General features: G+C 62.5%; 16 protein-coding genes. 6 read left to right on the top strand and 10 right to left on the bottom strand.

Features of this window, described 5'->3' with window-relative positions:
• Positions 1 to 34: 34 nt before the first annotated feature.
• Positions 35 to 994: a hypothetical protein gene (locus AB5Y70_RS06460; protein WP_202007337.1), complete on the bottom strand. Its 960-nt coding sequence runs from the start codon at positions 992 to 994 to the stop codon at positions 35 to 37.
• Between the two features lie 187 nt (positions 995 to 1,181).
• A complete protein-coding gene (locus tag AB5Y70_RS06455) occupies positions 1,182 to 1,760 on the bottom strand; it encodes a hypothetical protein (protein ID WP_223924172.1) in 579 nt (192 codons plus the stop codon).
• 346 nt (positions 1,761 to 2,106) lie between these two features.
• Between AB5Y70_RS06455 and AB5Y70_RS06450 the strand changes: the two genes are divergently transcribed.
• Positions 2,107 to 3,408 (top strand): sigma-54 dependent transcriptional regulator, encoded by a 1,302-nt coding sequence (locus AB5Y70_RS06450; protein WP_290436067.1) that lies wholly within the window; start codon positions 2,107 to 2,109, stop codon positions 3,406 to 3,408.
• A gap of 98 nt (positions 3,409 to 3,506) precedes the next feature.
• Here the strand turns inward: AB5Y70_RS06450 and ybaL are convergent, their stop codons facing one another.
• Together ybaL and ggt are read right to left on the bottom strand one after the other, a co-directional pair.
• Entirely contained in the window at positions 3,507 to 5,138 is a 1,632-nt protein-coding gene (ybaL, locus tag AB5Y70_RS06445) for a YbaL family putative K(+) efflux transporter (protein ID WP_039039338.1), read from the bottom strand.
• 374 nt (positions 5,139 to 5,512) lie between these two features.
• Positions 5,513 to 7,294: a gamma-glutamyltransferase gene (ggt, locus tag AB5Y70_RS06440; RefSeq protein ID WP_049636614.1), complete on the bottom strand. Its 1,782-nt coding sequence runs from the start codon at positions 7,292 to 7,294 to the stop codon at positions 5,513 to 5,515.
• A gap of 112 nt (positions 7,295 to 7,406) precedes the next feature.
• Between ggt and AB5Y70_RS06435 the strand changes: the two genes are divergently transcribed.
• Positions 7,407 to 8,024, top strand: a complete 618-nt coding sequence (locus tag AB5Y70_RS06435) for an arylesterase (RefSeq protein ID WP_049636615.1) — start codon at positions 7,407 to 7,409, stop codon at positions 8,022 to 8,024.
• 168 nt (positions 8,025 to 8,192) lie between these two features.
• Here AB5Y70_RS06435 and rdgC read toward each other — a convergent pair whose 3' ends face one another.
• Entirely contained in the window at positions 8,193 to 9,104 is a 912-nt protein-coding gene (gene rdgC / locus AB5Y70_RS06430; protein ID WP_010673564.1) for a recombination-associated protein RdgC, read from the bottom strand.
• Between the two features lie 179 nt (positions 9,105 to 9,283).
• Between rdgC and AB5Y70_RS06425 the strand changes: the two genes are divergently transcribed.
• The 3 genes from AB5Y70_RS06425 to AB5Y70_RS06415 all read left to right on the top strand — a co-directional run bounded on the left by AB5Y70_RS06425 (position 9,284) and on the right by AB5Y70_RS06415 (position 14,801).
• Positions 9,284 to 9,712, top strand: coding sequence for a GNAT family N-acetyltransferase (locus AB5Y70_RS06425; RefSeq protein ID WP_049636616.1), 429 nt, complete (start codon positions 9,284 to 9,286; stop codon positions 9,710 to 9,712).
• A gap of 110 nt (positions 9,713 to 9,822) precedes the next feature.
• Positions 9,823 to 11,049 carry an exonuclease SbcCD subunit D C-terminal domain-containing protein gene (locus AB5Y70_RS06420; RefSeq protein WP_049636617.1) on the top strand — a complete coding sequence of 409 codons (1,227 nt, stop codon included), beginning with the start codon at positions 9,823 to 9,825 and terminating at the stop codon, positions 11,047 to 11,049.
• Positions 11,046 to 14,801, top strand: a complete 3,756-nt coding sequence (locus tag AB5Y70_RS06415) for an AAA family ATPase (RefSeq protein WP_049636618.1) — start codon at positions 11,046 to 11,048, stop codon at positions 14,799 to 14,801. The genes AB5Y70_RS06420 and AB5Y70_RS06415 overlap by 4 nt, the downstream gene beginning before the upstream one ends.
• An 81-nt stretch (positions 14,802 to 14,882) precedes the next feature.
• On the opposite strand, the gene AB5Y70_RS06410 is transcribed toward AB5Y70_RS06415, so the two are convergent.
• From AB5Y70_RS06410 to cysK, 5 genes are all read right to left on the bottom strand, one after another.
• Entirely contained in the window at positions 14,883 to 15,428 is a 546-nt protein-coding gene (locus AB5Y70_RS06410; protein WP_042015896.1) for a cytochrome b, read from the bottom strand.
• Between the two features lie 254 nt (positions 15,429 to 15,682).
• A complete protein-coding gene (gene crr / locus AB5Y70_RS06405) occupies positions 15,683 to 16,192 on the bottom strand; it encodes a PTS glucose transporter subunit IIA (protein WP_010673569.1) in 510 nt (169 codons plus the stop codon).
• Between the two features lie 43 nt (positions 16,193 to 16,235).
• Complete coding sequence (gene ptsI / locus AB5Y70_RS06400) at positions 16,236 to 17,963, bottom strand: phosphoenolpyruvate-protein phosphotransferase PtsI (RefSeq protein ID WP_041213301.1); 1,728 nt, start codon at positions 17,961 to 17,963, stop codon at positions 16,236 to 16,238.
• Positions 17,964 to 18,007: 44 nt separating this feature from the next.
• Positions 18,008 to 18,265, bottom strand: a complete 258-nt coding sequence (locus tag AB5Y70_RS06395; protein WP_005303128.1) for an HPr family phosphocarrier protein — start codon at positions 18,263 to 18,265, stop codon at positions 18,008 to 18,010.
• Between the two features lie 443 nt (positions 18,266 to 18,708).
• A complete protein-coding gene (gene cysK, locus AB5Y70_RS06390) occupies positions 18,709 to 19,677 on the bottom strand; it encodes a cysteine synthase A (RefSeq protein ID WP_010673571.1) in 969 nt (322 codons plus the stop codon).
• 163 nt (positions 19,678 to 19,840) lie between these two features.
• Here cysK and AB5Y70_RS06385 point away from each other — a divergent pair, with 163 nt between their 5' ends.
• Complete coding sequence (locus tag AB5Y70_RS06385) at positions 19,841 to 20,683, top strand: MoxR family ATPase (RefSeq protein ID WP_049636619.1); 843 nt, start codon at positions 19,841 to 19,843, stop codon at positions 20,681 to 20,683.

The following is a 20,683-nucleotide window of genomic DNA, read 5'->3' as shown; positions in this document are numbered from 1 at the left end:
GGAAAAAGGGGGCACTGGGCCCCCTCGCATCGACTTACTTGGCAAACCCTGCGGCCAGCGAGAGATTGTTCGCTTGCAGGTTGTTGGTCCCCGAGGAGACGTTCACCCCGATGTTGCCCACGGCACCGTTGAAGGCGCCGCCATCGATGGTTGCCCGGTTGAAGGTTTCGCGGCTGGTGTAGGTGTTGACCACGGGAATATACCCGACGGCGTACCCACTGAGCTTGATGTCACCCTCTTCCTTGAACTCGAACTTGCCACCATCTTTCGGGTTGTTGTTGCCGTACCTGTCGTTGTCATTGTCGTGGCCATGTCCTTTCTTGACATCATGACCGGTACCGCCCCCCTCGTAATCGCCCCAAGCCTTGAGACCGAGGAACACACCCGCCTTGTCAACCGTCTTGGTTGCGCTCAGGCTTTGGTTTTCGGTCATGTTCTTGGAGACGCTCTGGCTGTTGGCCACGGTGGCCACGGCCATGTTGCCGGTGGACACGGAGGCTGCCATGTTGTTGGCCTGGACGTTACCCGAGCCCGAGGTCACGTTGACCCCGATGTTGCCTGCGGCATCCTTGAAGGCCCCATCGCCCACACCGGCCTTGTTCTGATGGCCGTGATTGGTCGTCCAGTTGTTGCTGGCGCTCTGGGTGGAGAAGACCTCGGCATCCGACGATCCGCCAGGGGCGCCATGTTGTTGTTGACCACGACCCATGATGAACTCGGCATCGACCTCGTCATAGGCGGCCAGGGAAGCGCTGTTGCCCTGTACGTTGGAGTCACCGGCTGCGACGTTGGCGCCGATGTTACCGGATGCACCCTTGAACGAGCCGTCGATCTTGCTCGTGTTCTCCGTTCTTGTATTGGCGGTGCCTATCATGGAACTGGACTGCTGGTTGTCCACGACGGCCATGCCGAGTTTGTTGACGTTGATGTAGCCGCCGACATTGACCCTGCCTTCGTATTCCACATCGACTTCTGCCTTGACCTTCTTGGTCAAGGTTGCCCCTGTCTCATCTCTGTCACCGCGGTAATCGGCGGATGCAGTGCCCGACATGGCCATGATGACCGCGGCGGCTAATGAGCTATAAATAAGTCCACGCATAATGAGTCTCTCCATTGAACTTTCAGCGGAAGATATGCCCATCGGCTGATACCCCCGGGCCTGGCTTCCTATCCCTGCGGCATCATGGGGATGCCGTTACTGCGCCAGCCAGGGGCAGGGAAACCATGTTGACTGACTGGTTTCCCTGTCCCGTGACCTGGTTCACCTGAATGACCCCCTTGCTGCCCGTGAGGGCGGTGTCATCCAGATAGATGCTGGTAGTGGTGTTGGCGGGGGGCTTTCCCCCTGGGGTCTTCGCGACGCTGGAGCTGAGATTGATGTCGGTCACGACACCCAGGCCGCTGTCATCGAGGGACAGGGCGAAGGCGTTCAGTTGCTGGTTGCCCTCACCCGCCCCCTGATTGATGCCGACCAGTCCCCGGTTCTGGCTCAGGGCCGAGCCCAGGATGGCGACGCTCTGGCTGCCGTTCAGATTGGTGGTGGATTGATTCAGCTGACCAAATTGAATGACGGCCGGACCCGAAATGGCGATGGCGGCAAGATTGCCTTGTTGGTTGTTATTGCCGGCAACCATATTGACGCCCATGGAACCACGAATATTGCTCAATGCCTGAGCACCGAGATCGACCCGGTTTTGTGCCATTGAGGGGGTGGCAAATGCCAGAAAAGGAAATGCTGCCAATGCAATATATATTTTCATGTTCTGTCTCCATATGCCAGGAGGGCTTATTGGAGAGAGCAACGACCATGCCAATTTACAACCATATGATTTTTAGTTGTTTTTTATTTGATATAATTGTTTTTACGTCTCAATGTTGAGAGCGACATATTATGTCGTGAAGTAAGCGCTTATTTATCAATGGATTTATTTTTTCTCACGGATAATTTGGCTGTCTCAATATTGTGGTGCCATCAATCTAAAGGCGGGATGGTTTATAGTTATCATCGTCTGGCCATATTAAATGGCGCCATTTGATGATAAAGGGAGTTATCTGGACAAGTCGTCAGACTCCTTCGTGCAGTGGTGATAACAAGGAGTTGTCCCTATGACAGAAACGGCATTGTTGCTCATCAATTCATGTGCCGTACTGGAAAGCCTGCTGGAACAAGGCGAGTGGCAGGTGGAGCAGGCAAGCTCCCTGGTGGTGGCAGAGAAAAAACTGCAGGAAAAGGACTATCCCCTGGTGCTGGTGGTGATCGAGCATCAGCAGCACGAAGCCCTCTACAACCTGATAGCGCAGCACTCCGGTGCCTTGTGGATCGGCCTCATCCAGCGGGACTGTCTCGCCAGCGAAGCCCTTCGCAATCTGCTGGCAGCCTGTTTTCATGATTTTCACACCTTTCCCCTGGACAGAGACAGGCTCTCCCACAGCCTGGGACATGCCCTGGGGATGGCGCGCCTCATCCGGCGACACCGCCCCCGACAGCAACCCCAGCTTCGTTTCATCCAGGGGGAGAGCGCCCCCATTCGCCAGTTGCGCGACCAGATCGTGCGGTTGCAGCATTGCCGCCTGCCCGTACTGGTGACGGGACCGAGCGGCACGGGCAAGGAGCTGGTGGCCCGGGAGCTGCACTACAGCACGTTCGGGGAGGAGAGCCCCTTCGTGGCGGTCAATTGCGGGGCCATGCCCCATCAGCTCATCCAGTCCGAGCTGTTCGGCCACGTCAAGGGGGCCTTCACCGGGGCACAGCACCACAAGATAGGCAAGATAGAGGCCGCCGATGGCGGCACCCTGTTTCTCGACGAGATAGGGGAGCTGCCGCTGGAGGATCAGGCAACCCTGCTGCGCTTCTTGCAGGAGCAGTGCATAGAGGCGGTGGGCAGCCACCTGTCGCGTCGTGTGGATGTGCGTATCATCGCGGCCACCAATATCGATGTGGAGCAGGCGGTGGCCAGCGGCGGCTTTCGCATGGATCTCTACTACCGGCTCAACGTGGTGCGCCTGCGTACCCCGGCCTTGTGCGAGCGGGCGGAAGACATCCAGCTCCTTGCCGATGACATTCTGGCGGAAGTGCGGGGCGGGCGGGTGCTCAGTTTCACCCGCAAGGCGCGCCAGGCCATGCAGTCCTATGGCTGGCCGGGGAATGTGAGGGAGCTGCGCAACCGGGTGCAGCGGGCGGCGGTCATGTGCAGTGGCCCCTTCATCGAAGCCGATGACATGGAGCTGACCAACATGGACAGCCTGCTGCTCGACGGCTCGCTCAAGGCGGTGCGCGAAGCGGCGGAGCGTCAGGCCTTGCAACGGACGCTGGCCCGCTTCCCCGATCAGCTCGAGGAGGTGGCCCGCACGCTCGATATCTCCCGGGCCACCCTCTATCGCCTGCTGGACAAGCACGATCTGCTGTGAGGGGACGGCAGTATCGCCCCGTCATGCAAAAAGCCCGGGCAGCAGGCCCGGGCTGCTTGTCTGGCCCCGTCGCCGGGACTCGTGACTTCCGATGAGCTTCAGGCCATCTCCATGGCGAGGTGACAGAGTCGCCGCGCAGCCTCCTCCTCGCTCTTGACCACCTGATGCACGCCGCGCACGCGCAGATGATGCACCTCCTCGTGCTGGTGGGCACAGGCAGCGATGCGCATCAGGGCGCCGTATTCCTGCGCCCTGATGGCTATCTCACCGGCCAGCAGGCTGTCATCCAGGGTGATCAGCAGCCAACTGGCGTTGGGCAGCGCCGCCGTCAGCAGATCCTGCTGGATGGGATGGCCCGCCAGACAGGTGATCCCCATGGCGCGCCAAGGGGCCAGCAGTCGCTCATCGGTGTCGATCACCACCATCTCCCTGCCTTGTTCATGCAACTGCCAGATGAGGTGCTGACCTATCTCGTCGGCGCCCACTACCACCACATGGCCCTGCAAGGGGCAGAGGTGAGGTGACTCATCGGTGCGTGGCTCGGGATGGCGCCTCAGCCAGCGCTCCACCTGGTTGAAGACCAGCGGATTGAGCACGATGGAGAAACAGGCGCCGACCAGCACCAGATCCCGGGCGACCCCGGGGACCAGTTCGAGCATGACCCCGAGACCCATCAGGATGAAGGAGAACTCACCCACCTGGGCCAGGCTGGCGGAGATGGTCAGCGCCGTGCGCTGGCTGTGGCCAAAGAGCCGCACGATGGCGAAGGCGGCCACCGATTTGCCGATCACGATGACGAACAGGGTGGCCAGCACGGCCAGGGGCTCGCGCAGCAGGATGACGGGGTCGAACAGCATGCCCACGGAGACGAAGAAGAGCACGGCAAAGGCGTCCTGCAGGGGCAGGGTGTCGTTGGCCGCCTTGTGGCTCAGATGGGAGCTGTTCATCACGACGCCGGCGAAGAAGGCGCCGAGGGCAAAGGAGACGCCAAACAGCTTGACGGCGCCAAAAGCGATGCCAAGGGAACAGGAGAGGACGGCCAGGGTGAACAGCTCGCGGGAGCCGGTGGCGGCGGTGCGGGCCAGCAGCCAGGGGATGAGGCGTCGACCGCCGATGACCATCAGGGCGATGAAGGCAGCCACCTTGGCCAGGGTCAGGCCGATATCCGCCATCACCTGGGCCGGGGTCAGTGCCTCGCCCCCCTGCTGCAGGTTGGCGAGGATGGGGAGCAGTACCAGGGCCAGCACCATCACCAGATCCTCCACGATGAGCCAGCCGATGGCGATGCGTCCCTCGTTGGTGTCGAGCTGGCCGCGACTCTCCAGGGCGCGCAGCAGCACCACGGTACTGGCGGTGGAGAGGGCCAGGCCAAACACCAGGCCGGCGGTCACGGTCCAGTCGAGCAGTTGGGAGAGGCCAAGGCCGAGCAGGGTCGCAAGGGTTATCTGGACGATGGCTCCCGGGATGGCGATGTGTTTCACCGACAGCAGGTCTTTCACGGAAAAGTGCAGGCCGACACCAAACATCAGCAGGATGACGCCGATTTCGGCCAGCTCGGGGGCGAGCCGCAGATCGGCGACATAGCCCGGCGTAAAGGGGCCGCATACCACGCCGGCCGCGAGGTAGCCCACCATGGGGGAGATGCGCAGGCGGCTTGCCAGCATGCCGAAGAGGTAGGCCAGCACGAGGCCGCCTACCAGGGTGGTGATAAGGGGGAGTGAGTGGTCCATGTCGTCACCTCGCTAATGGCAGTCAGGGGCTACCAGATCACCCGAAGGCGAAGAGGGCAGCTGTCAATGAGCAGGGGGCGAAAGAGACAGAAGTTGGCCGTATCAAGGGGAAATCTTGAGGGCAACAGATGCCGTTTCTATTGAAAAGTAATGCATTTATATGCCATGAGCAACACTGTTCCGGTTTTTTCGTTGATTTTGATGAAAAGCATCTTTAATGCATTGCAATTGGGTGAAATGAGTGTGCAGTTAAAGAAAAATTGGCAGGAATAATCAATCGATGATGATATTGGGAGGCAAGGGAGAACAGCTATGAGCACACGGCATGGAGGAGGCGGGCCTCCTCCATGGTGAACGAGGGTGCTGAAGGGGCATCACTCTCCCCTGGCGACCCCCTCACGTCTGGGGTCTGCGGCCCCCAGCCAGCCGTCGGCATGGCGCTGGACGCCCTGCAGCCCGGAGGTCTGCTCGTTAAGCAGGACCTCATGCCCTCTGGCTTTGAGCCCCTGTACCACGGCGTCGGGCGTGCGCCCCTGCTCCAGCTCGGTGGGGCCGTTGCGACTGCCGAAATTGGGCAGGTTGATGGCCTGCTGCAGGTCGAGCCCCCAATCCTGGGTGCCGAGCAGCGCCTTGCCCACGTAGTTGATGATGGCCGAGCCTCCCGGGGAGCCCAGGCTCATCTCGAGCTCGCCGCTTGCCTTGTCAAACACCAGCAGGGGCGACATGGAAGAGCGGGGGCGCTTGCCGGGCTCCACCCGGTTTGCCACCGGCAGGCCGGCGGCGTCCACCGAGGTGAAGGAGAAGTCGGTGAGCTGGTTGTTCAGCAGGTAGCCGTTGACCATCAGCCGCGAGCCGAAGCCATCCTCGATGGAGCTGGTCATGGCCACCGCCATGCCGCTCTTGTCCACGATGGAGATGTGGCTGGTGGAGGGCAGCTCCGGGGTGGCGTCCCGGCCCCTGGCCAGCGCCCGGGGCGGGTTGCCGGGCTGGGCGACGCCCATGGAGCGGTTGCCGATAAGGTGCCCCCGCTGCGCCAGATAGCCCTTGTCCAGCAGACCTGTCACCGGCACGTCGACGACGTCGCCGTCGGCCACGTACTGGTTGCGATCGGCGAAGGCGAGGCGTGCCGCCTCGCTGTAGAGGTGAATGGCCTCGCTGGAGGCGGCCAGTTGACCCTGCTCCCCCTGTACCGGTTTGAGGGCGGCCATGTCCCGGCTCTCCAGCATGCCGAAAATCTGGCCAAGGGCGACGGTGCCGGAGGAGGGGGTCGGGAAGCCGCAGATCTCGCTCTGGCGATAGTCAAAGCAGAGCCCGTCCCGCAGCTTGGCCCGGTAGCTGGCGAGATCGGCGGCGCTCAGCACCCCGGGGTTGGTCGGGTGGGCGTGCACCTTGGCCACCATGGCCTCGGCCAGCGGGCCGCGATAGAAGGCGTCGGGGCCGTCGCTTGCTAGGGTACGCAGCACCCTGGCCAGGGCCGGGTTGGTGAGCCGGGTACCTGCCGTCTTGGGAGTGCCGTCCGCCTGATAGAAGTAGGCACGGGCGTCCGGATCCCCGGCCAGATAGGGATCTTTTGCCAGCAGGGTGGCGAGGCGGGGGCTTATCACGAACCCTTGCTCCGCGAGGGTGATGGCGGGTTCGAACAGCGTGGCCCAGGGCAGCTTGCCATAGCGCTCATGCGCCAGGGCCAGGGCACGCACCGTGCCGGGGGCGCCGACGGAGCGCCCGCCCACCACCCCCTCATAGAAGGCCATGGGTTTGCCCTCCTTCATGAAGAGCTGATCGGTGGCAGCGGCGGGGGCCGTCTCCCGGCCATCCACCGCCGCCACCTGCTTGCCGTCCCACACCAGCATGAGGGAGCCGCCGCCGATACCCGAGGATTGGGGCTCCACCAGGGTCAGCACCAGCTGGACGGCGATGGCTGCATCGACGGCGCTGCCCCCCGCCTTGATGATCTGGTAGCCCGCATCCACCGCCAGCGGGTTGGCCGCCGCCACCATGAAGTCACGGCCCTGCCAGCCCGGTTTGTCAATCCAGCCGCTGGCCGCCTCCGGGGCGATCAGGGTCTGGGGAGGAGGGACATAGTGAAAGCCATCCTGGGAGGCGCAGCCGCCAAGCAGGCCGAGGGCGACCAGCAGGCCGAGGGGGTTGAGGGACATGACAGGCTCCTTGTCGGTTTCTTGTTCACCTGCCGAAATGTGTCACACTTGGAGCTTGATTAAAAGTTTGTCTTAATACTCATATGGTTACAAAACTATCAAGGAGGCGCTCATGACACACCGGGGGACGCTGGCGAAACCTTGCATGGCGGGGCTGCTCTGCCTGTTGCTGGCGGCCTGCGGGGAGCCGACCTTCAGACCGCTGGCCCAGGGGGAGACCCTGCTCGCCTTCGGGGACAGTCTGACCGAGGGGCGCGGGGTGAGCCCGTCCCAAAGCTACCCCAGCGTGCTGGCGAACCTGAGCGGCCATCCCGTGGTCAATGGCGGGGTGTCCGGAGAGCTGAGCCAGGCCGGCAGGGCCCGCCTGCCCGGGTTGCTGGCCCGGCACAGACCCGCTCTGGTCATCCTGCTGGAGGGGGGCAACGACATCCTGCGTGGCAGCGGGGAGGCGGCCCTCAAGGCCAATCTCGCTGCCATGATAGAGGCGGTGCAGGGGAGCGGGGCCCAGATCCTGCTTGTCGGGGTGCCCCGAAAATCCCTGTTTGCCGATGGCGCCCCCCTCTACGGGGAGCTGGCAGAGCAGTACGGGCTGGTGCTGGACAACGACAGCATCGGTGAGTTGCTGCGAGACCCGGCCCTGAAGTCCGATGCGGTGCATTTCAATGCCGAGGGTTACCGCACCCTGGCGCAGCGACTTCATCGACTGTTGCAGGAAAGGGGAGCACTCTAGCGAGATGTCATGCTGCCGGGGCAGTGCGCCATGCTGCTGCAACCTATGGGGTCAGGAGATTGCGCGGCGGCGCTACCCCGGAGGGGACCAGCCCGCGGCGACGGTGCCGATGGAGATGAAAAAACCGCCGTGAAGGCGGTTTTTTGCAATCAGGCTGAGCCAATTTGCTTAGATGGACTGCTCTTCACCGCCCAGGGCGGCAAACAGGGCCGGGATGAACTGGGAGAGCTCGGCGGTGACCAGGGCGAAGTCGGCGTCCAGGCGGGCGGCGGGATCTTCACTGGTGACGTCGTCGTTCTGCTCGCGCAGCTCTTCGCTGAACTTGAGGCGCTTGATGGAGAGATCGTCCCCCAGCACGAAGCTCAGGGTTTCGCCCCAGTTGAGGGCCAGCTTGGTCACCAGCTTGTCGTTGGCCAGGTGGTTCTTGATCTCCTCGCTCATCAGATCCTGCTGCTTGCAGCGGATGATGCCGCCGTGCTCCATGGCGCTGCGCAGCTCGGCTTCGTCCTCCAGGGTGAAGGCGGCGGGCAGGTTGCCCTCGTTGAGCCACTCGGTCATGGTGATCTCGGGCGGGTTCTTGAGGGCCACCGGCACCACCGGCAGGGAGCCGATGGATTTGCGCAGGAGCGCCAGCAGATCGTCCGCTTTCTTGGCGGAGCCTGCATCCACCACCATCAGGTTGTCGGCAGGGTTTATCCAGGCGAAGGTCTGGCTGGTGCGGCTGAAGGCGCGGGGCAGCAGGGTGTGCATGATCTCCTCTTTCAGCGCCTCCTTCTCTTTCTTCTTGAGGGCGCGACCCTGCTCGAATTCAATGGCCTCTACCTTCTCCGCCAGCATCTCCTTGACCACGGTGCCGGGCAGCATCTTCTCTTCCTTGCGAGCGCACAGCAGGATGTGGCCAGAGGCGGCGTGGGTCAGGGTGGAGCCGAATTTGCCAAGGGGCTTGACCCACCCGAACCGGGAGATGTCCTGACTGCCGCAGGGGGTGAAGGCGCAGGCTTCCAGCTGGGTTTCCAGCTGCTCAACGGTCAGGTCGAAGGGGCGGGTAAAGCGGTAAATCTGCAGGTTTTTAAACCACATGGCGTCCTCGGTCTCTAGATTGTCCGGCGGGCATTGTACTAGAGAGGCGCTTTGTGATCAGCCAATCATTCTCGCTAAATAAAGGGCGATCGACCTCACAGGGCCCCATCTTGATCCCCCGGGAGCGGGCCCAACTCCCCTAGACTGCGAGTGTTCACATTGCAGACAAGGAGGCGACCATGTTGAGACAGAGTCGGCCGGAAGACATGGAAGAGATCGTCGAAATCTGGCTCCTGGCCTCCCTGCAGGCCCACGATTTTGTCGATGCCTCCTGCTGGTGGCAGGCTCAGGAGGAGCTGCGTACCCGCTACCTCGATCACGCCCGCATCTGGGTGTTCGAGGAGCGAGGGGACCTGCTCGGCTTCATGGCGCTGGTGGATGATTACCTGGCTGCACTCTTCGTGCGCCCCGATAGGCAGGGGCGGGGGGTGGGGCACGCCCTGTTGCAGGAAGCCAGATCCAGATGTGCCGAGCTGTATACACGGGTTTTCGTGGAGAACGAGCCGGCGGTGCGTTTCTACCGCCGCCACGGCTTTGAAATCGGGGGGGAGGTGCCCGATCCCCTCACCGGCCATCTTCAGTACCAGATGCATTACCAAGCCGTCTGAATCTGACGTCTGGGGCTGCCACGGTTGAAAACGGGGGGCACCATCCTCATCTTGTCTCCATCCCGGGGCGCCCTCGCCCCCGCTCTCTTCTCCTTATCGAGCCGTTTTCCATGAAGATCCTGCACACCGCCGACTGGCACCTCGGTCATCAGCTTCACGGCCACGACCGCCGCTTCGAACACGACGCCTTCCTCGACTGGCTGGCCGACACCATCAAGACCCGCGACATCGACGCCCTGCTGGTGGCGGGCGATCTGTTCGACACCGCCAACCCTCCCGCCAGTGCCTGGCAGCAGCTCTACCGCTTCCTGGCACGGCTGCGGGCCGAGCACCCGGCACTGGAGATGGTGCTCATCGGCGGCAACCACGACTCCCCCTCCAAGCTGGATGCCCCCCATGAGCTGCTGCGCGCCTTCGACCTGCATCTGGTGGGCAGCATCAGTCGGGACGACGAGGGGCACCTCGAGACCGAGCGCCTGCTGGTGCCGCTGCGAGGCAAAAACGGCGAGGTGGCCGCCTGGTGCGCCGCCGTGCCGTTTCTGCGCAGCAGCGATCTGCGCCCCGACGGGCTCAGCGAGGGGCAGGACAGACTCATCGAAGGGGTGCGCCAGGTCTATGAAGCGGTGCTGAGCGAGGGGCGGGCGCGCTGCAATCCGGATCAGGCCCTCATCGCCATGGGCCACGCCTATCTGGCGGCGGGCCAGCTCTCTGAGCTCTCCGAGCGGCGAGTGCTCGGCGGCAACCAGCATGCCCTGCCTGCCGAACTGTTTGCCGCTGCCGACTACACGGCGCTGGGTCATCTGCACCTGGCCCAGAGCCCGGCCGAGGGGGTGCACTACAGCGGCTCGCCGCTGCCGCTCTCGCTGGCCGAGGCGAATTACAACCATCAGGTGCTGGAGGTGACGTTTGAGAGGGGCAAACTGGCCCGCCTTGAGCGGATCCCGGTGCCCCGCGCGGTGGAGATGATCCGCCTGCCCCAGAGTGGCCTTGACGAGGCGCTCCAGGCCATCGAGGCGCTGGCGCTGCCCGCTTGCCCGCAGCAGGCGCAGCCCTTCCTCGAGGTGCGGCTGCTGCTGCCCAAACCCGAGGCCCGCATCCGCGAGCGCGTACTGGCCGCCATCGGCGACAAGCCGGTGCGTCTTGCCCGCATCACGACCAGTTATCAGGGCTCGGGCCAGGGGCTGGCGGACGGTGCCGGCCAGCGCCGGCTCGATGAACTCTCCCCCACCGAGGTGTTTCGCCTCTGCTATCAGCGTCAGTTCGACGGGGAGCCGGAGGCCGAGCTGGTGGCGTCGTTTGAAGAGATCCTGGAGCAGGTGAAGGAGTCCAGCCAATGAAAATCTTGTCGCTGTCAGGGGAGAATCTGGCCAGCCTGACCGGTCAATTCACCATCGATTTTGCCGGTGGCGCCCTGGGGGCCGCCGGCCTGTTTGCCATCACCGGCAATACCGGCGCTGGCAAGAGCACCCTGCTCGATGCCATCTGTCTGGCGCTCTACGACGAGATGCCGCGCTTTATCGCCAATCGCAAGAATGTCGCCGAAGTGGGCCGCATGGATGACGAGGAGAAGCTCAAGGCCAACGACGTGCGCGGCATCCTCAGCCGTGGTCACGCCAGCGGTTTTGCCGAGGTGCAGTTTCGCGGCTGTGACGGCCGTGTCTGGCTGGCCCGCTGGGCGGTGCGCCGGGCTCGCAACCGCGCCGAGGGGCGCTTTCAGGCCCAGGAGCGCAGCCTGACCGACGTGGCGTCGGGCCAGGTATTCAGTGGCAGCAAGCGGGAGCTGCAGGATCGCATCGACGAGCTGGTGGGACTCTCCTGGGAGCAGTTTCGCCGCGCCGTCATCCTGCCGCAGGGGGAGTTTGCCGCCTTCCTCAAGTCGAGCGCCGACGAGCGTTCGGCCCTGCTCGAACGGATGACCGGCACCGAGCTCTACTCCGCCATTTCGGTCCAGACCCATGAACGGGCGCGGGAGGAGCAGCAGAAACTTGCCGCCATCAGCCAGCGGCTCGGCGACGTGGCGCTGATGGACGAGGCGACCCGCGAGCAGTGGGTGAGCCAGCAGGTCAGCCTCGCCACCAGCCTCAAACACGAGCAGCAGCAACAGCAACTGATGCAGGACTTGCGCGATCTCAACGGCCGCATCGCTGCGCAGTTGCAGGCCTGTCAGGAGGGAGAGGCGGCCCTTGCCGCGGCGGAGGCTGCCCACGGTGCGGCCGCTCCCGAGCGGGAGGAGTTCGCCCGCGCCGAGCAGGCCCAGGTGGCCCGCGCCGATCACGACGAGCTGGCTCGCCTCACCCTGGAGGTGCAGCAGCAGGAGAAGGCACTGGCCGAGCTTGGCCCCGAACTTGGCAAGCTGGAGGAGCAGACCCAGCAGAGCGCCCTCACCGAACAGCAACTGCTGGCGGAGAAGATCGCCGCCGAGCGCGAGTGGGGAGCCCTGCAGCCTGAACTCAAACGGGCGCAGGAGCTCGACACCCGCATTCGGGAAAAGCAGCAGCAACTGCAGAAGATCCAGCAGGAGGGGTCGCAGGAGCGGGAGGTGCAGCTCACTCTGGAACAGGGCTGGCGCCAGCAGCGCCAGCAGGTGGGGCAGCTCAAGGCCCAGCACCTGCAGTGGGGCGCCTGGCTTGAGGAGCACAAGGAGCTGGCGCCGGTGGCCCGCCAGTGGCAGCCCCTGCTCACCGCCATGCAGGATTGGGCCGAGGATGCCGACAGGCTGCAGCAACTGCTCACCCTGCGCGAGCACAAGCTGCGCGCCCTCAGGCAGTTGCAGCACCAGCTGGAGCAGGGGCAGCAGGAGCGCGACTACTGGCAGCGCGAGCAGGCGCGGCTGCAGCAACAGCAGCACGAATTGCAGGAGCAGCAATGGGAGGGGCGCCTGGCCAAGGCGCAGGAGCAGTGGCAAGGGCAGACCGAACAACTGGGCCAGCTGCGCCAGCTGCTGGAGCTGGCGGACTATGGCCGCAATCACGGTGAGCAGCATGGTCGCCTGCAGCAGGAGATCGCCCAGCTGGAGCAGGCGCTCGGCAAGCTGGCCATCCTCGGTGACGAGCTGACGCCGGCCCGCGAGCGGCTCGCCCTGCAACGGGACGAGGCACGCCACGCGCTGGAGCAGTCACGTGCCATCGCCAGTTTCGAGCAGCATCGCCACATCCTGCGCGACGGTGAACCTTGCCCGCTCTGCGGCGCCGAGGAGCACCCCTATCACCAGAGCCAGCCGCATGTGGCCGGTATTCTCGGCCAGCTGGCGGAGCGCGTCCGCAGCCTGGAGCTCGAGTGGGAGCGGCTCAATCACCAATACATTCAGTGCGAGAGCGAACGCCAGGAGCTGGCCCGCCAGCTGGCAGTGCGTCAGCAGCATCTACCTGAGCTGGAGACGCGCGCCGAGCAGCTGACCCAGCGTTGGCAGCAGCTGGGCGGTGCCGAGCTGCTGGGCCATCCGCTGCCGCTGCGTCAGAGCCCGATCGAGTGGAACGAGTTGATGAGTACCCTGCTCGGCCGCGGCCAGAGTCTGGAGCAGGGGCTGGCCCGCAGCCAGCAGCAACTGCGCGAGGCCCAGCAGGGGCAGCAGCAGTTGCAGGCCGTGCGCCAGCAGCTGAGCCAGCTGGCCAGCCAGCACCAGCAGTTCGAGCAGCAGTGGCAGGAGGCCGATCGCCAGCGCATCGCTCTGGAAGGGGAGGTGAATGCGATGGGCGAGCAGGAAACGACCCTGCGCCAGCGCCTTGAACAGGGGGGCAGCCGGCTCGACGAGCAGATGGGAGGCCAGCCCTGGCGTCAGTGGCTGGGCAGCCAGCAGTGGCGCGAGTGGCAGCGGGCCTGCGAGGCCTGGCTGCACGGCCAGAGCGAGTGGGAGCGGCTGACCGGCGAGATTGCCAGCCTCACCCCGGCCCTGAGTGCTCAGGAGGCGCGCTTGCAGACCCAGCGTGAGCTGCTGCACAAGCTCGAGCGCGACTACAAGGAACATGAACAGCAACGGCAGGGGCTGGTTACCAGTCGTGCCACCTGTCTGGGGGGCGAGGAGATTGCCCTGGTCGAGAGCCGCTGGCAGCAGCGGCTGCAGCAACTGGCCAGCGAGCTGGAGACGATGCAGGGGGCGGCCCGCACCCTGCGCGAGCGCCAGACCGAGCTCAAGACCCGTCTCAGCCATCTGGAGCAGGAGAAGCAGGTGAGCAGCCGGCGGCGACGGGAGGTGCTGGGGCGCTGGGCTGCCCACGCCAGCAGCCTCGGCATCGCCGAATATGATCTGCGCCGCCTGCTGGCCATGAGCCCGGATGAGCTCAAGGGGCGCCGCGCTGCCTTGCAGGCGCTGGAGGATGCCCGCGCCGAGGCGCGTACCCGTTTGACCGAGCGGCAGCGGGCGCTGGCACTGGAGGAGAGCAAGCGGGATCGTTACCGCGAGCATCACCCCGAGCTGGCCGCGTTGGCGCCGCCGGAGCTCGACAGCCGGCTGACGGCGCTGGAGGCGCACTGCCGCGCTCTCGACGAGCAGCTGTTCCAGTGCAAGAGCACGCTGGCCCAGGCCGAGGCGGCGGCCCTCAAAGCGGGCACCTTGCAGGAGGAACTGGCCGCCCAGCAGGCGGTGGCGGATCACTGGCAGCGCCTCTCCGACCTTATCGGCTCGGCCAGCGGCGCCAAGCTGCGCACCTTCGCCCAGAGCCTCACCCTGGAGCGGCTGCTGCTGGAGGCCAACGCCCAGCTCGCCGAGCTCTCCCCCCGCTATCGGCTGGAGCGAGTGCCCGGCACCGATCTGGCGCTGCAGGTGGTGGATCTCAACATGGGGGATGAGGTGCGCTCGGTGGATTCCCTCTCCGGCGGTGAAAGCTTCCTGGTGTCGCTGGCGCTGGCGCTGGCCCTATCCAGCCTGTCGTCGCGCCAGACCCAGGTCGAATCCTTGTTCATCGACGAAGGCTTCGGCACCCTCGACCCCGACAGCCTGGATCTGGCGCTTGCCAGCCTCGATTCCCTGCAGGCGGCCGGTCGCCAGATCGGGGTCATCTCCCACGTGCAGACCCTGGTGGAGCGGATCGGTGTGCAGGTGCGGGTGGAGGCCCTCGGTTGCGGTGAAAGCCGGGTGGTGTTGCCCGGCTGACGACGTGTCGCCCATGACCCTACATGAGCAAAAAGGCCCCTGTCACAGGGGCCTTTTTGTTGGTGTGCAACCCGTCGCTGGTTATTTGCGCTCGGGCAGCATATTGGTCAGGGTGTTGTCCTTGAGCACATGGTGGTGGTAGATGGCTGCCGCTGCGTGCAGGGCAATCAGAGCATAGCCAATGTTGGCCAGCGTCTCGTGCAACTCCTTGATGGTGCCCTTCAGGCCGTCATCGGGGGCGATGAGGGCGGGGAGCGCCAGGCCGAAGAAGGGAATGGGTTTGCCCCCTGCGCTCAACAGCAGCCAGCCCAGCAGCGGGGTGAGGATCAGGAAGCCATAGAGCGCCAGATGGGCGAGCTTAGCCAGCGTGAGCATCAGGGGGGAGAGCTCGGGCACGATACGCGGTGAAGGGCTACCCACGCGCACCAGCAGGCGCACGACCACCAGCGCCAGGATCAGCAGACCCACCATGAAGTGAAACTCCTTCATCAGGTCGCGGCCGGCCGACCCTTTGGGGAAGATGTCCCTGAACTCCATCAGCGCATAGACGGCGATCATCAGCAGCAGGGTCAACCAGTGCAGCCCTATGCTCAGGCTGCCATAACGTTGTTCGGTATTTCTCAGCATCGTTGTCTCCTCGCCACTTAAGCGGCTTATCTCTTTTCATCCCGTCTCGTATCGAGCCAAAGGACCCGCAGGTATCCCTCTTGAGGGTACTCGGCTTGCTTATGCCCGTGTTGATCTCGATAACATTTCTGCCTGTTTGCCATCATGCTGACCTGTGCGGGAGCCCATGGAGTATCGGGAGATGGAAGGGGCAAAAAAAAACCGAAGCACCAGGCTTCGGTTTTTGGCGGTCGCTGGCGTCAAGCCAGGGCGCATTATTTCTTGATGCGGATCACCGGGGTCTCGCCCACGGTCACGGCGCCAGTCATCTTCACCAGCTCTTTGATCTCGTCCATGTTGGAGATGACCACAGGTGTCAGGGTAGACTTGGCTTTGGCTTCCAGAACGGCCAGATCGAACTCGATGATGGTGTCACCGCGCTTGACCTGTTGACCTTCCTGAGCGATACGGGTGAAACCTTCACCCTTCAGCTCGACGGTGTCGATACCGAAGTGAACGAACAGCTCGATACCAGAGTCGGACTCCAGAGAGAACGCGTGGTTGGTCTCGAAGATTTTGCCGATGGTGCCGTCGCACGGAGCAACCATCTTGTTGCCGGCCGGCTTGATGGCGATGCCGTCGCCGACGATCTTCTCGGCGAAGACGACGTCAGGCACATCTTCGATGGGGACGATTTCGCCGGACAGCGGAGCAAAGATTTCGATGCCGCCAGTGTCAGAACTGTCGTCGGAAACCAGTTTCTTCAGTTTGTCGAACAGACCCATAGTAAAAGCTCCTAGAGATGATTGTCGCTGTTTGCAGCCGATCTTAGCAGACTGCCTTCTGCTTAATAAAGTTATCTACGCACGCTTCGATTTCGGCGGCGGTGGCAAAGCTCAGCGCCTGGTCGGCCATGGCCTTCACATCTTCGAAGTTGGTGTTGCGGATAAGCTTCTTGATACGCGGTACAGAGATGGCGCTCATGGAGAACTCATCCAGACCCATACCCAGCAGCAGCAGGGTGGCGCGTTCGTCACCAGCCAGTTCACCGCACATACCGGTCCACTTGCCATTGTCATGGGAAGCGTCGATCACCATCTTGATCAGGGTCAGGACGGAGGGTGACAGCGGGTTGTACATGGCGGAAATCATCTCGTTACCACGGTCGACAGCCAGGGTGTACTGGGTCAGGTCGTTGGTACCGATACTGAAGAAATCCACTTCCTTGGCCAGATGATGAGCCATCACGGCCGCGGCCGGGGTCTCGATCATGATACCCACTTCAATGGATTCATCAAAGGCTTTGCCTTCGGCACGCAGTTCGGCTTTCAGCGTCTCCACGGTAGCCTTCAGGCTGCGGAACTCTTCGACGGAGATGATCATCGGGAACATGATGCGCAGTTTGCCGAAGGCAGACGCACGCAGGATGGCCCGCAGCTGGGCGTGCATGATGTCGGTGCGATCGAAGAAGATACGCACGGCACGCCAGCCCAGGAAGGGGTTCATCTCTTTCGGGAAATTCATGTAGGGCAGTTCTTTGTCGCCGCCGATGTCCATGGTACGGACGATAATCGGTTGATCCGGCATGGCTTCGGCCACTTCTTTGTAAGCCTTGAACTGCTCGTCTTCGGTCGGCAGAGCGTCACGGTCCATGAACAGGAACTCGGTACGGTACAGACCCACGCCTTCGGCGCCGTTGCGAATGGCACCCTCGGTATCCTTGACGGTCCCGATGTTGGCGCACACTTCGACCTGGTGGCCATCCAGAGTGATGGCAGGCAGGTCTTTGAGCTTGGCCAGCTCGTCCTTCTCGGCCTGGAACTGGGCCTGGAACTTCTTGGCTTCGTTCAACTGGTCGGCGGTCGGGTTGATGATGACCTGGTTGTTGATCGCATCCAGCACCAGCATGTCACCGTTCTTGACGCGCTCGGTGATGTCGTTGGTGCCCACAACGGCCGGCAGCTCCAGGGAGCGGGCCATGATGGAGGTGTGGGAGGTACGGCCACCGATGTCGGTGACGAAGCCCAGCACGTATTTCAGGTTGATCTGAGCGGTTTCAGACGGGGTCAGGTCTTTGGCGACCAGGATGACCTCTTCGTCGATGGTGCTCAGGTTGACAACGGCGATGCCCAGTACGTTCTTGACCAGACGGGTGCCGATGTCACGGAAGTCGGTGGCGCGCTCACGCAGATAGGGGTCATCCAGATCGGCCATCATCTTGGCGTACTGTTCGATCACCTCGTGAACGGCTCTGTCGGCAGAGGCCTTGTGTTCTTTGATGAAGGATCTGATATCCCCTTCCAGCTCTTCATCTTCGAGCAGCATGATGTGGCCTTCGAAGATGGCCTCTTTTTCTTCACCGAAGGTGCGACCGGCCATCTCTTTGATGGCTTCCAGCTGTGCGGCTGACTTGGTGCGGGCTTCGAGGAAGCGGTTGATCTCGGCATCAATCTGTTCGGCGGGAATCTTGCCCTGATTGATAACGATTTCATCTTCTTTCAGAAGAAGCGCCTTGCCGAATGCGATACCGGGGGACGCAAGAATGCCAGATATCATAATCCTTCCTATTAAAACGACTGTGGGGGAGGAATAAAGCTGGATTACTCCAGCTCGTCCATCAGGGCAACCAGCTTCTCAACGGCTTTCTGAGCGTCCGGGCCGTCAGCCTGGATGGTCACGTTGGTGCCTTTGGTCAGACCCAGGGTCTGGAGCTTGAACAGGCTCTTGGCGCTGGCGGATTTGCCACCGGAGACCACAGTGATCTCGCTTTGGAATTCTTTGGCTTCTTTCACGAACTGAGCTGCAGGACGGGTGTGCAGGCCGTTTTCAGCAGTAATAACAACAGACTTCTCGTACATGGTTTCACCCCATATTATTGATATTGTTTGGAGAGATGGTCGCCAATGAGGCTTCCTGTCTCACCGTGTCAGTATGGATATGTTGTAAAGTAACGAAATCAGACCTGCAATGGTTTAATCCAGGTCAATTTTCTGTGCAGTATTCGGCGTCGTGGCCAGGTATTTTTTCGCTATCAGGCTGCAAGCCGCGTCAGGACTGGCCTGAAATTATTTTATAACGAAAAATAACACTTTGTTACCTTGTGATACCTTGCCAGCAAACACCTCGTGACGCCGCACAGGATATGAGATTTATCACAGAATGTCTGCTTTTTTTGTCATATCCAAGTTTGTTATTTTACCCCAAAAAATAAGGGGCCGAGTGGCACTGGTGGCTAGAGAGTTTAGCGCATAATGAAAACGGCGCTCCTCGGAGCGCCGTCGTTTTGGTGTTGGCTGATCAACTACTGCTGCAATTCCTGCTCGCTGAACACACCGGCGAAGAGGGCGCTGGAGAGGTAACGCTCGGCGGCGCTCGGCAGGATGACGACAATCGTTTTCCCTTCGAACTCCGGCTGCTCGGCCAGACGGTTGGCAGCGACCACGGCAGCGCCGGAGCTGATACCGGCCAGGATCCCTTCCTCTTCCATCAGGCGGCGGGCCATCTCGATGGCTTCGTCACTGCTCACCTGCTCGACGCGGTCCAGCAGGCTCAAATCCAGGTTGCCCGGGATGAAGCCGGCGCCGATGCCCTGGATCTTGTGGGGACCGGGCTTTATCTCTTCACCCGCCAGTTTCTGGCTGATGACGGGGGATTCGCTGGGCTCGACCGCCACGGAGACGATGGCCTTGCCCTTGGTCTTCTTGATGTAGCGGGAGACCCCGGTGATGGTGCCGCCGGTACCGACGCCCGCCACGAACACATCCACCTCGCCATCGGTGGCGTCCCAGATCTCGGGGCCAGTGGTCTGCTCGTGGATTTCCGGGTTGGCCGGGTTTTCAAACTGTTGCAGCAGCACGTACTTGCCCGGTTCGGATTCGAGGATCTCGTTGGCCTTGGCGATGGCGCCCTTCATGCCGAGGGGGCCTTCGGTCAGCACCAGGTTGGCACCCAGGGCCTTGAGCAGTTTGCGGCGCTCCAGGCTCATGGTGGCCGGCATGGTCAGGGTGATGGGATAGCCGCGGGCCGCAGCCACGAATGCCAGGGCAATGCCCGTGTTGCCGCTGGTGGGCTCAATGATCTCCTTGCCCTTGGTCAGCACGCCGCGTTTCTCGGCATCCCAGATGAGGTTGGCACCGATCCGGCACTTGACGCTGAAGCTCGGGTTGCGGCTCTCGATCTTGGCCAGCACGCGGCCCTTGGTAACACGGTTGAGACGAACAAGCGGGGTGTTGCCTATGGTCTGGCTGTTGTCCTCAAAAATTTTGCTCATGGTGCTATCCCTGTGTTTGTTAAGGCGATGAAACAAGATTACCCTGTGGTTTCTGAATGAGAAGTGACGAATCGTTATAACAATATGTTATTACAACATATAGAACTTATTCTCTCTTGCCGAGGGGGCTCCCGCTGCCTGGGCATCCAATGGAAGGGATCTCATGGGATTTGCAGGAAGCGATCGCTATCTCGCATCACAGGCACTGAAGATGGCCGTCGATGCCGCCATCGTGCTGGAGAAGCCGCTGCTCATCAAGGGGGAACCCGGTACGGGCAAGACGGTGCTGGCGGAGGCGGTGGCCGAATCCCTGGGCGCCGAGCTCATCAGCTGGCACATCAAGTCCACCACCAAGGCCCAGCAGGGGCTTTACGAATACGATGCCGTCGCCCGGTTGCGAGACTCCCAGCTCGGTGACCCCAGGGTCGGGGAGATAGGCCACTACATCCGCCGGGGCAAGCTGTGGCAGGCCTTCAGCGCAGAGCAGCGGCCAGTGCTGCTCATCGATGAAATCGACAAGGCGGACATCGAGTTTCCCAACGATCTGCTGCTGGAGCTGGATCGGATGGAGTTCGATGTCTACGAGACCGGCGAGCGAGTCAAGGCCCGCCAGCGGCCGGTGGTCATCATCACCTCCAACAACGAGAAGGAGTTGCCGGATGCCTTCCTGCGCCGCTGCTTCTTCCACTACATTCGCTTCCCCGACAAGGCCGAGATGCAGGCCATCGTCAAGCTCCACTACCCAAACCTCAAGGAGAGCCTGCTCGGTGAGGCGATGGAGCTCTTCTTCGAGCTGCGCGAGGTAGAGGGGCTGCGCAAGAAGCCGTCCACCTCGGAGCTGCTGGACTGGATCCGGCTGCTTTTGGCCGACGATATCGCCCCCGAGGCGATGCGCACCCGCGAGCCGGGCAAACTGGTGCCTGCCCTCTACGGCGCCCTGCTCAAGACCGAGCAGGACCTGCATCTGTTTGAGAAGCTCGCTTTTCTGGCCAGACGCGGCAGCTGA

Origin of the sequence: Aeromonas sp. s1(2024) (genome assembly GCF_040908005.1) — a bacterium.
Classification (GTDB): domain Bacteria; phylum Pseudomonadota; class Gammaproteobacteria; order Enterobacterales; family Aeromonadaceae; genus Aeromonas; species Aeromonas caviae.
Note: the sequence above shows the minus strand (reverse complement) of the source record. Positions and strands in the feature narration are given on the sequence as shown.

Excerpts from the sequence above, each read along its gene's own strand:
- AB5Y70_RS06395 (WP_005303128.1), bottom strand. The coding sequence starts at position 18,265 with ATGTACGAGAAGTCTGTTGTTATTACTGCTGAAAACGGCCTGCACACC.
- ybaL (WP_039039338.1), bottom strand. The coding sequence starts at position 5,138 with ATGGACCACTCACTCCCCCTTATCACCACCCTGGTAGGCGGCCTCGTG.
- AB5Y70_RS06455 (WP_223924172.1), bottom strand. The coding sequence starts at position 1,760 with ATGAAAATATATATTGCATTGGCAGCATTTCCTTTTCTGGCATTTGCC.
- ggt (WP_049636614.1), bottom strand. The coding sequence starts at position 7,294 with ATGTCCCTCAACCCCCTCGGCCTGCTGGTCGCCCTCGGCCTGCTTGGC.
- AB5Y70_RS06410 (WP_042015896.1), bottom strand. The coding sequence starts at position 15,428 with ATGCTGAGAAATACCGAACAACGTTATGGCAGCCTGAGCATAGGGCTG.
- AB5Y70_RS06420 (WP_049636617.1), top strand. The coding sequence starts at position 9,823 with ATGAAGATCCTGCACACCGCCGACTGGCACCTCGGTCATCAGCTTCAC.
- AB5Y70_RS06435 (WP_049636615.1), top strand. The coding sequence starts at position 7,407 with ATGACACACCGGGGGACGCTGGCGAAACCTTGCATGGCGGGGCTGCTC.
- ptsI (WP_041213301.1), bottom strand. The coding sequence starts at position 17,963 with ATGATATCTGGCATTCTTGCGTCCCCCGGTATCGCATTCGGCAAGGCG.
- crr (WP_010673569.1), bottom strand. The coding sequence starts at position 16,192 with ATGGGTCTGTTCGACAAACTGAAGAAACTGGTTTCCGACGACAGTTCT.
- cysK (WP_010673571.1), bottom strand. The coding sequence starts at position 19,677 with ATGAGCAAAATTTTTGAGGACAACAGCCAGACCATAGGCAACACCCCG.
- AB5Y70_RS06385 (WP_049636619.1), top strand. The coding sequence starts at position 19,841 with ATGGGATTTGCAGGAAGCGATCGCTATCTCGCATCACAGGCACTGAAG.
- AB5Y70_RS06425 (WP_049636616.1), top strand. The coding sequence starts at position 9,284 with ATGTTGAGACAGAGTCGGCCGGAAGACATGGAAGAGATCGTCGAAATC.
- AB5Y70_RS06450 (WP_290436067.1), top strand. The coding sequence starts at position 2,107 with ATGACAGAAACGGCATTGTTGCTCATCAATTCATGTGCCGTACTGGAA.
- AB5Y70_RS06415 (WP_049636618.1), top strand. The coding sequence starts at position 11,046 with ATGAAAATCTTGTCGCTGTCAGGGGAGAATCTGGCCAGCCTGACCGGT.
- rdgC (WP_010673564.1), bottom strand. The coding sequence starts at position 9,104 with ATGTGGTTTAAAAACCTGCAGATTTACCGCTTTACCCGCCCCTTCGAC.